This is a genomic window from Paenibacillus sp. 01T422 (assembly GCF_056398785.1).
On the sequence record NZ_JBFTQB010000011.1, the window covers coordinates 31,224 to 40,618 of the forward strand.

Annotated in this window: 8 protein-coding genes; 3 read left to right on the forward strand and 5 right to left on the reverse strand. The window is 45.9% G+C overall.

Annotated elements, in window-relative coordinates; genetic code table 11:
- Positions 1–31: 31 nt before the first annotated feature.
- The 5 genes from AC1DUA_RS01465 to ftsE all read right to left on the reverse strand — a co-directional run bounded on the left by AC1DUA_RS01465 (position 32) and on the right by ftsE (position 6,073).
- Positions 32–1,315, reverse strand: a complete 1,284-nt coding sequence (locus AC1DUA_RS01465) for a serine protease (protein ID WP_477498030.1) — start codon at positions 1,313–1,315, stop codon at positions 32–34.
- 126 nt (positions 1,316–1,441) lie between these two features.
- Positions 1,442–2,905 carry a S41 family peptidase gene (locus AC1DUA_RS01470; protein ID WP_477498038.1) on the reverse strand — a complete coding sequence of 488 codons (1,464 nt, stop codon included), beginning with the start codon at positions 2,903–2,905 and terminating at the stop codon, positions 1,442–1,444.
- A gap of 91 nt (positions 2,906–2,996) precedes the next feature.
- Positions 2,997–4,187 (reverse strand): murein hydrolase activator EnvC family protein, encoded by a 1,191-nt coding sequence (locus AC1DUA_RS01475; protein WP_477498031.1) that lies wholly within the window; start codon positions 4,185–4,187, stop codon positions 2,997–2,999.
- Positions 4,188–4,479: 292 nt separating this feature from the next.
- Positions 4,480–5,397 carry a permease-like cell division protein FtsX gene (gene ftsX, locus AC1DUA_RS01480; RefSeq protein WP_477498032.1) on the reverse strand — a complete coding sequence of 306 codons (918 nt, stop codon included), beginning with the start codon at positions 5,395–5,397 and terminating at the stop codon, positions 4,480–4,482.
- Positions 5,387–6,073, reverse strand: a complete 687-nt coding sequence (gene ftsE / locus AC1DUA_RS01485) for a cell division ATP-binding protein FtsE (RefSeq protein WP_477498033.1) — start codon at positions 6,071–6,073, stop codon at positions 5,387–5,389. Before ftsE ends, ftsX begins: the two co-directional genes overlap by 11 nt.
- 253 nt (positions 6,074–6,326) lie before the next feature.
- Between ftsE and AC1DUA_RS01490 the strand changes: the two genes are divergently transcribed.
- The 3 genes from AC1DUA_RS01490 to AC1DUA_RS01500 all read left to right on the forward strand — a co-directional run.
- Positions 6,327–7,769: a VanW family protein gene (locus tag AC1DUA_RS01490; RefSeq protein ID WP_477498034.1), complete on the forward strand. Its 1,443-nt coding sequence runs from the start codon at positions 6,327–6,329 to the stop codon at positions 7,767–7,769.
- A 128-nt stretch (positions 7,770–7,897) separates the two neighbouring features.
- Positions 7,898–8,686 (forward strand): DUF1700 domain-containing protein, encoded by a 789-nt coding sequence (locus tag AC1DUA_RS01495; protein WP_477498035.1) that lies wholly within the window; start codon positions 7,898–7,900, stop codon positions 8,684–8,686.
- A gap of 3 nt (positions 8,687–8,689) precedes the next feature.
- Positions 8,690–9,395: DUF4097 family beta strand repeat-containing protein (locus tag AC1DUA_RS01500; protein ID WP_477498036.1), on the forward strand; the 706-nt coding region annotated here is incomplete at its 3' end.

Genomic DNA, 9,395 nt, shown 5'->3' on the forward strand with positions numbered 1-9,395 from the left:
TCTCCTATCAGAGAGAAAGGGTCTTCTTTTTTTACATCGATTTCGTCGAATCGTTCGTTAGCAAACCCGTTAATTTCCCACGTAAATAGGAGAAAAGGTGCACAGGTCTATGCTCTGTGAAGTACAGAGCCTCCTGGTCCGGAGCTAAAATAATGCCTAGTTGATGATGATCACCATTGAAAATCGCCCGTTGCAGAAAGCGAACCTCGCCTTCCTCATTCAGCACCTCCAGCTTACAGAACGCTGAATTGAGCCCCATAGCTAAGTGCAAATCAGACTTCGTCTTAATTTTGTAGCCATTTACTTTGCTAATGATTTCACCGGTTTGAATCCCTATTTCCTGCGCAGGGCTTTTTGGAACAACAGACAATACCATGAGCCCGCGTGATGAATGAACATAGAAAGGAACCTGCTTCTCTTCCGTCCATTGGTTATATCGGATCAATCCCTCGTGCAATACTATGCTTAGCAAAGCCGCTAACAGCACAATTACCGACCAAAAGTGAGCAGCAACCGCGGCAGCCAGCAAAATAATACCATACAGGTAGAGCAGATTAGCACTTGCTCTCGCTTGCTTACGTGGCAGTTTCGAGATCGTTAATTCCGTGAATCCAATCATCGCCGGGAAGGCAAGCAAAGTCCATCCTGACGCGAGGTTTGCACCGAATAGCGTTGCCCACGGTAGACTTAGTTCGCTACCACCCGTCAATGGGACTAGCAGAAATAATGGCACAGGCCAGAAGCCTTGCAGTTTCTGACCCCCAATGATTTGCCCGCGTTTCCCTTCAAGAAATAGCGGCGTCGCCATACGCGCTCCTTGGAAATGAGTAAGCATCCCCTCAAGCAGGTGAAGAACGGCAACAATGACCAGTAAGGAAGGAATGTCCGCGTGTTCGACAATATCCAGCATGGGCAGAGTCTCTTTCAGGCTAGCCATATCAGGAATCCATGACAAGATCACTTGGGCGACTCCCAGAATGCCTACCGCGTAGGCCAAACAAAGGAATCTCACCCGGAGTAAGACGAGGATGACAGTGATGACCCACAATAGAATAACTACATCAAATTGAAGATTCACGCCGACGAATAGCAGAATTACGGAAGCGCTTAAACCACCAATCCATCCCCAAAAAACAGTTCGCCACGTCTCGTTGAGCAGAGAGTGCAGCCGTGTATGAAATAACTTACGTTCCATTTGAATTTGCTTCCGGTAATGCAGCACGATAAATAAAACACCTATATAGTAGAAAGGATTCGCAAACAATTGCCCCACCGCGTGAAGCAGTCTGTCCAAGAGTTGAATCAGAACATCCATAACGATTCCGGTCTCCTCGGTATAAAGAAAATAGGAAGGCTGCCGAAGCACCCTTCCTACTCTATTTCGACTGCGAGGGCTCATTTTCCTGCCTTGCGCCGCGAATTTCCAACATCTCACTAATAATTATTTCCCAAGTTGCTTTTGAATTTGTCCAATTGCAGCTTTCAATTGCAAATCGTTCTTAGGCTCGCGAATTTGCTCCAATAGCAGCTTCTCGATTTTGTTCGCGGTTTCCGTATCCACTTCACCGGTCATCGGCAAGCTGTTCGTCCGTTGGAAAGCTTTCACCGCTGTCGTTGTTTTCTCATTGAAGTAACCGTCTGCACGTTCAGGGTTAAAACCAAGACCTGCCAGCATCAGCTGTAAATTCTTCACATCATCGCCTGTCATATCTTGTTTCAGCGCGGCTTTCTTCGAAAGTGGTGCTGCTTTGAAATATGCTGGTTGTTCCACCGCGATATCCGGTTGAATCCCTGTTTTATGAATCCAATTACCGTTCGGAGTCAACCATTTGTAGACGGTCATCTTGATGTTGCTGCCGTCGCCCATTTCCTTCTCGAAAGTGACCTGAACCGTCCCTTTGCCGTAGGAAGTTTCCCCGATAATTTTACTACCGACCGCTTCTTGGAAGGCGCCTGCCAAAATCTCCGATGCACTGGCGCTGCCCTTATTGATCAGTACTGTAACCGGATAATTCTTACCCGTCCCCGTCGAAGGCGTAGGCTCCCGTTTGCCGTCCCGATTTTCCACCTGAACAATCGGTTTGCCACTTTTCACGAAAGGATTAACAATGTCGACAACGACGTTCAGAAGACCGCCTGGGTCATTACGAACATCGATAACGAGTCCCTTCATCCCTTTGGCTTCAAGGATTTTCAGCTCTTCCGCAAAGCGTACAGCTGTATTCGAGGAGAATTGACGAATCTCAATTTTCCCGATTTGATCCTGCATCATTTCTCCGTAGACTGTTTCTACGTCAATGTTATCGCGAACTACGATCACTTGAACCGGATCGCCAGCACCTTGTCGAAGAAGATCAAGCTTCGCTTGCGTTCCTTTCGGACCGCGGATCTTCATGACCGCTTGGTTAAGCGTAAGGCCATCAAGCTTCTCGCCATTCACAGAGACGATGACGTCTTTGGACTGAATGCCCGCCTTTTCCGCAGGAGAGCCCTTAATTGGAGAAACGATGACGAACTTGCCTTCCTCAATTGAAACCTCTGCCCCTATGCCTTGAAAAGAGGATGTAATACTTTCATCGAACTGCTTCGCTTCCTTCTGATCCATATATACCGTGAACGGATCTTCCAGGGATTCCAGCATGCCGTTGATCGCGCCGTTAACGAGTTTATCATGATCCGGCTGTTTCAGATATTTACTTTCGATCAGTTGAAAAGTTGTTGAGATTTTGCTTAAATCCTTGCTCGACAGTCCTGCCGAAGATCCAGTAGATGCAGCTGCACTGCCTGCTGGCTGCTCATTACGCCCCCATGAGAAGGAGGGATCCACTAGCGTCAATGTAACAATACTGCTTGCAAACATAGCTAACAATACAAAAACGATGACCGTGCGTCCTTTGAATTGCAAAGCGTGATTCACCACCTTTTTCCTAAAACCCATTTGGTTTCGCTTGTTTGTAGTATATGACAAGCTCTTCCCGTTTTATAACCAAGTTGTCCTATCGCAAGAACGGTTTAGGATCGGTCGGAGTTTCGTTCAGCCTAACCTCGAAATGCAAATGGTTTCCTGTCGACTGTCCTGTCGAACCAACACCGGCAATCTTCTGCCCTCGTTTGACAGAATCGCCGACTTTGACATAGATGCCATCATTCATGATATGGCCGTACAGAGTCCACAAACCATTGCCGTGATCGATGATAACGCAGTTACCGTAGCCATTCATCCACGAAGCATAAATGACAGAACCATTCTCCGCAGCAAGAATGCTTGTCCCTTTTGGAACGCCTAGATCAATGCCCTTATGATTCTCTGCTTTACCTGTAACCGGATTAATCCGGTTAACGAAATCCGATGTAAGCGGCGCTTGCGCTGCCAGAGGGTAGCCTAACTTGCCTCCCGCATAGGTGAAGGGAGACTTCGCTTTGGTCGCAGCCCGCTTCTTCGCCTGAAGATCCGCCTCTTGCTTCGCTAATTGCGTAATTAGCTTATCGCTCTCTTCGGAAATATCTTCAAGAGCCTTTTCTTGCTTCGAAAGGGAAGCAATTTTCACTTCTTTTGCTTTTTCCTTCGCTTGCAAATCGTCTCTCACGGCATCCGCATCCGCGTACAGCTTCTTCACCTTCTCGAGCTGCAGCTCTGTTTCTGCCTTCTTCTGTGCGACAATCTCTTTATCTTTCTTATTCGCTTCTAGCACGACTTTATCTTGATTTACAATAGATTTCAAAGCTTCAATCCGGTTCAAGAAATCAGAAAAGCTAGTAGCACTCAGAACAACGTCCATATAGGACACAAAACCATTCATATACATTAAACGCACGCGGGATTTCAACATTTGATCGCGACTTTCTACTCGTGCTATCGCCTCATCCAACTGTTTCCCGTTTGCCTCTAAGTCATCGGAAACTTGATCAATTTGCTCATTCAACAGCGTAAGCTTCTTACTAGCCTCATTGACTTGTTGGACAAGCGTGTTCATATCCTTGGTGGCTTGGTCTTTCTCAGAATGCACCTTATCAATCTGATTCTCAGCGTCGTTCGCCTTCTGCTGCGCTTCTGCTTTCTGCTTCTTAAGTTGAGTCAACTGCTGATCGATCTTATCCGTTGTGGATGCGGCATAACCCGCATATGGCACCGCTAGCGAAGCTGCAATCCCAATTGACATCACCAAGGGTAGAATCTTCTTCTTCAAGCACGTAGCCTCCTCATCATTAAAAACATGATGTAATTTGGACTTCATCTCAAATCTCTAATTCTCTTATCTCTCATTCTTTGAATCTTTGAATCTTTGAAAATATTTTAATAGAAATAGAAGCTAAAAAAGCCCGCTTTCCGAACCGAGAAGGTTGGATGAAGGTGAGGGCAGGTGGAACGGAGTGTAGCTAGCTACATGAGTACCGCACTGCCCCAGCTTCATTCAAGATTCGACGTCGAAAATACTTCAAGATTAAACCTCGTTATCAAAGTGGGCTTTTTTAGCCCCCTTAGACGCGGAGGAATTTGCGGACGGAGATTAGGGATCCCCAGATGCCTATAACTATGCCAATACCTAACAACAGAGCAATCATCGTAGGAGCGATCTTGTTGAAAGGCGTCAATTCAATCATCAATAAATTCAGGTTTAAAGAGCTTAAGTTCAACAACTTCCAGTATCCGCCGAGAATGATCAAGGCAGGTATTAGAGAACCTACGAATCCGAGTAAAGCTCCTTCTATAAAAAACGGCCAACGAATAAACGAATTCGTCGCTCCAACCATTTTCATAATTGAAATTTCTTTGCGACGGGCTAAAATCGTAATTTTGATCGTGTTGGCAATCAAAAATACCGCCGTAAAGGAAAGCAAAATCACAATCCCAAAACCGACCCAACGAACAATTTGCGTTACTTTGAATAAAGCCTCAACTGTCCCTTTGCCATAGTTCACTTTGTAAATAGGCTTTGGATCCTTGCCTGTGTTAAGCGCGCTGATTTGATCCGCAACCACGGCTACATTCCTGGGATCATCCACTTCAACCGTGAAGGCATCATTCAGCGGATTATTGTCGCCTTCGAAACCATCAAGCAAAGCTTTGCCGCTTTCCCCTAACTTCTGACGCAAATAGACAAGTCCCTCTTCTTTCGAAACGAACTTGATCGTTTTGACTCCTTGTATACCTTGCATTTGGGTCTGGAGCTCCGTGATTTGATCCTGAGGTGTGTTAACCTCCAGGTACACGTTAATTTCAACTTGATCCTCAATTTGACTGGCAATATCATTTACATTCAATGTTATCAGCACGAATATTCCTAGAATGAATAAGGAAATTGCAATCGAACTGATCGATGCAAACGTCATCCAACCGTTCCTGACAACATTCCTCGTACCTTCCCTCAAGTGCCGGGAGAATGTACTAATCTTCATAGCCGTATTCCCCCCGTAACTGGTCACGAGCAATAAGGCCATTCTCGATTGCAATGACTCTTTTACGCATCGTATTTACGATTTCTTTGTTATGCGTAGCCATGACGATTGTCGTACCACGGAAGTTAATTTCTTCCATTAGCTTCATAATTCCCCATGATGTCTCAGGGTCGAGATTTCCTGTCGGTTCATCGGCAATAATGACGGATGGATTGTTGATTATTGCCCGGGCAATGGCCACACGTTGCTGCTCACCGCCGGATAGTTGGGATGGGAGTGAATTCGCTTTATCCTTCAGCTTCACAAGTTCAAGCACTTCCATCGTGCGCTTCTTGATTTGTTTCTTCGGTGCCTCAATGACTTCCATGGCAAAGGCCACATTGTCGAAAATATTTAGCTTCGGCAGCAATCGGTAATCTTGGAAAATAACTCCGATATTTCGACGTAAATAGGGTATTTTACGCTGTTTTAACTTTTCTAAATTGAATCCATTCACGAAAATTTGGCCCTTGGTTGGTCTTTCTTCTCTATACATCAATTTCATAAATGTCGATTTACCAGCCCCGGAAGGTCCGACAACATAGACAAACTCGTTGCGGTCTACTTTTACATTAATCCCTCTCAATGCATGAGTACCGTTGGAGTACGTTTTCCACACGTCCTGCATTTCGATCACAATATCACATCCTAGTATAGGGATCCTTGAGCGGAGCCCAAAGTGTCTCTGCTGCACAGACAGCTTTAAGGAGTTCGACACGAAAGCGGAAATTCCTTCTAAAATCGTTCAAAATTCCTGTTGTTTACTGTCATTATATCATGATTTGTACACATTTGAGGGTTGCAAGGTTTTAGTAATAAATTGGCCATAAGAAAGATACATATGGAAGTACAGGCCTTTCACTCATTCGTATGTAAAGGAGCCGCTGTACATGCCACCCCTCATTAGAAAAGTCACTTTCTATGCAACGATCACCGTAGGACTTCTAAGCTCAATTAGCATCGCTCTATACCTGTACGGTTCTCAGAGCACATTGCCACCGAAATTCACGGTTGCCGGCTGGCGCGTCGGCGGCATGCCTTATGATACGTTCCAGCAGCAATACGAGGAGAGGCTTGAGCTGTTATCCGCTTTTCCCGTTCAATTGCAAACCTCCTATCCGGACATTGCCAATCGGCAATTGACCCTTGGACAGCTAGGCGTCGAATATCACGATGATGCTCTCACTCAATCTATCGCCCAGTTGTTCGAAGCTTCACCCTTGCAACGGATAAAAGCTCGCTGGGAGCTTCGCCATGCCGATATTCCGCTTGAGGTCACCGTGAACGAATTGAAGCTAAATGCGGCGTTAAAAGAGGCCTGGAAAAACCTCTACAACCAGCAGCCCACGCCGGCCAAGCGAATCGTGACAGCTCAGGACACGCTTAATTATGAACCGGAACACCGAGTGCTTCGCATTGATACCGTACATCTGGGAGAACACTTGCAAGAAGTCGCCCCCTCCATTTCGTATATTCACAATGCCGCACCGGTTCGATTAACGTTACCTTTGTACGAGCAGAGTCCTACAGTAACCGTGACAACCTTAAAACAGCAAGGCATCGATCGCAAAATCTCAGAGTTTACTACCACATTTCCCGCTTCTGGCGAAGGGCGGATTCACAATATTCGTTCCACCGCCGCGTCCATTCAAGATTTACTCATGGCTCCAGGAGAAACGTTCGACTATAGCAAAATCATTGCACAGACAGAAACCACGTTCGGCTATAAGGAAGCGCCGGTTATACTTAATGGCAAGCTCGTTCCCGGTATTGGCGGCGGCATATGCCAAGTATCGACAACTCTGTACAACGCGGTTTTACGAAGTGGGCTCGCTATTGTTGAGCGCCGTAACCACTCCCTGCCTGTCAGCTACGTCACGCTCGGACAAGATGCGACTTTCGCCAACGGTTACATCAATTTCAAATTTCGCAACAATACCGACTCTTATCTATTGATACGCACCGTCACAACGGATCGCGACGTAACCGTCAAGCTGTTCGGGCACATGTCTCCCTCGATAACTTATGATATAGAATCCAACGTCGTAGAAACGATCCAACCACCAATTAAATACTTACATAATACAACACTAGCCCCTGGAGTAACTCGGCCAATCAGTACAGGTAAACCCGGTTATAAAGTTGAAACATATCGGATCAAAAGAGAAAACGGCATTTTCGTCAGCAAAGAGCTCGTCTCGAAGGATCAATACTCTCCTGTGCCAACCCTGGTAGCCTCCAACCGAGGTGATATCAAACCGGAATTAGGCGGCACACCCGAGCAGCCCCAGCCTATTCTAGAAGATGGCGTCAAAGGGCCTTCCTTCCGGTAATCTTTGTGACTATTTTAAGCAAYAAAAAGTGTCAATCATCTAAAGGTCATGTGACTGTAGTTACTAGGTCATTATGACTTTTTTTTATTATGATAAGAATACGCAATATGAGATAAGGAGGATGAACGATGAGCAAGATTGATTATTTCAAAGAACTAAACTATCGACTGCGCGGACTTCCAGAGAAGGAGCGCCATAATATATTATCTGTCTACGAGGAATTGTTCCAAAAAGCGGTTGAGAACGGCAAGCACGAAGATGAGGTGGCACAGTCGCTAGGTTATCCGCGGGTACCTAACTGGGATGCACAGAAAGATGCAACTAATGCTAGTAATCCAGAGCATGCAAAACGTGCAAAACAGGAGCCTGTTGCTCAATCTCCGCAAGCTCCTATTGCAGCACAAGCACCACCAACGCCTAAAGCACCAAAAGCTCCACCACTAGAGAAAATATATACGAAACCTGAGCCAGCGGCAGCACCTAAACAGGCACCAGAAGCTGGGGGCTATACACCTCCGCCCTACACGCCGCCGCCTCATGGGAATCCTTACTATACGCAGCAACCTCCCTACCCCTATCCGGTTAAGCAGGAAACGGGACTTAAGGCGATTATCATCAGCATTGCGCTGGGGTTTTTCAATCTTCTATTCGTTGTCGGTCCATGGTTCGCTATCTTGGCCACGTTAATTGCGCTATTTGCTTCGGGCTTTGGGCTAATCGTCGCTCCGATCGCTGGTATGCTTGGCAGTTTTATGGAACACGTCAACAGCGATTTGCAGTTCATTGGGTTTACTATGCTTGCATGCTTCGGTTTAGGCGTTATTCTCACCACGCTCAGCATCTGGTTGTTCAAAATATTTTTCAAACTCAGCTGGACGTACATCCAATTCAATGCCAAATTAATTAAGGGGGCTTAAGCCGTGAAAAAAGGATATAAATTTTTCTTACTAACTGGCTTTACCTGCCTGGCAGTTGGACTCATCGGTGCGGCTGTTTCTTTCAAATCCTTAGATCTGAATGCAGGCATCTCCAATATAAATATCGAGAAGAAGATTGCAGCGGCAAATATAGACACCCTCATCCTTCAAAACGATGACTCGAGCATCACTTTCGTCCCAACAAACGGTGATGAAATTAAGGTACGCTTAGTCGGTACGATACGAGAAACAAATGCTAACGAGTGCACAGTTGACGCAGCTGCAGAAGGCAACAATGTATGGCGCGTTGATGTTTGCATGAAGAAAAGTGATCGCATCAATTTTGGTTTTGATATCACCGAACTCAAAAATTGGATTGCCGGCCGCGGCTTTGGGCTCAAAACCGAGGTCTCTCTACCGGATAAAATGTATAAAGCCATCACCGTTACTTCCGATACAGGCAATATCAACTTCAATGATCTCAAATCTGAGAAGCTAACAGCCAGCACGGATACAGGCAACATTTCACTTGACCACTACGAAGGCAAGCAATTGAATCTCCAAGCAGATACAGGGAATATTCACATTCAAGAAGGGCAAGGAGATATAAAGATCAAGACAGATACAGGTGGCATTACGGCAAAATTGAGCGATACAGGCAATTCGGTCTCCCTTGAATCCGATACAGGCAGTGTCCGCCTTACATTAG

Coding starts and splice junctions, on each gene's coding strand:
- AC1DUA_RS01465 (WP_477498030.1), bottom strand. CDS start 1,315: ATGGATGTTCTGATTCAACTCTTGGACAGACTGCTTCACGCGGTGGGG.
- ftsX (WP_477498032.1), bottom strand. CDS start 5,397: ATGAAGATTAGTACATTCTCCCGGCACTTGAGGGAAGGTACGAGGAAT.
- AC1DUA_RS01490 (WP_477498034.1), top strand. CDS start 6,327: ATGCCACCCCTCATTAGAAAAGTCACTTTCTATGCAACGATCACCGTA.
- AC1DUA_RS01495 (WP_477498035.1), top strand. CDS start 7,898: ATGAGCAAGATTGATTATTTCAAAGAACTAAACTATCGACTGCGCGGA.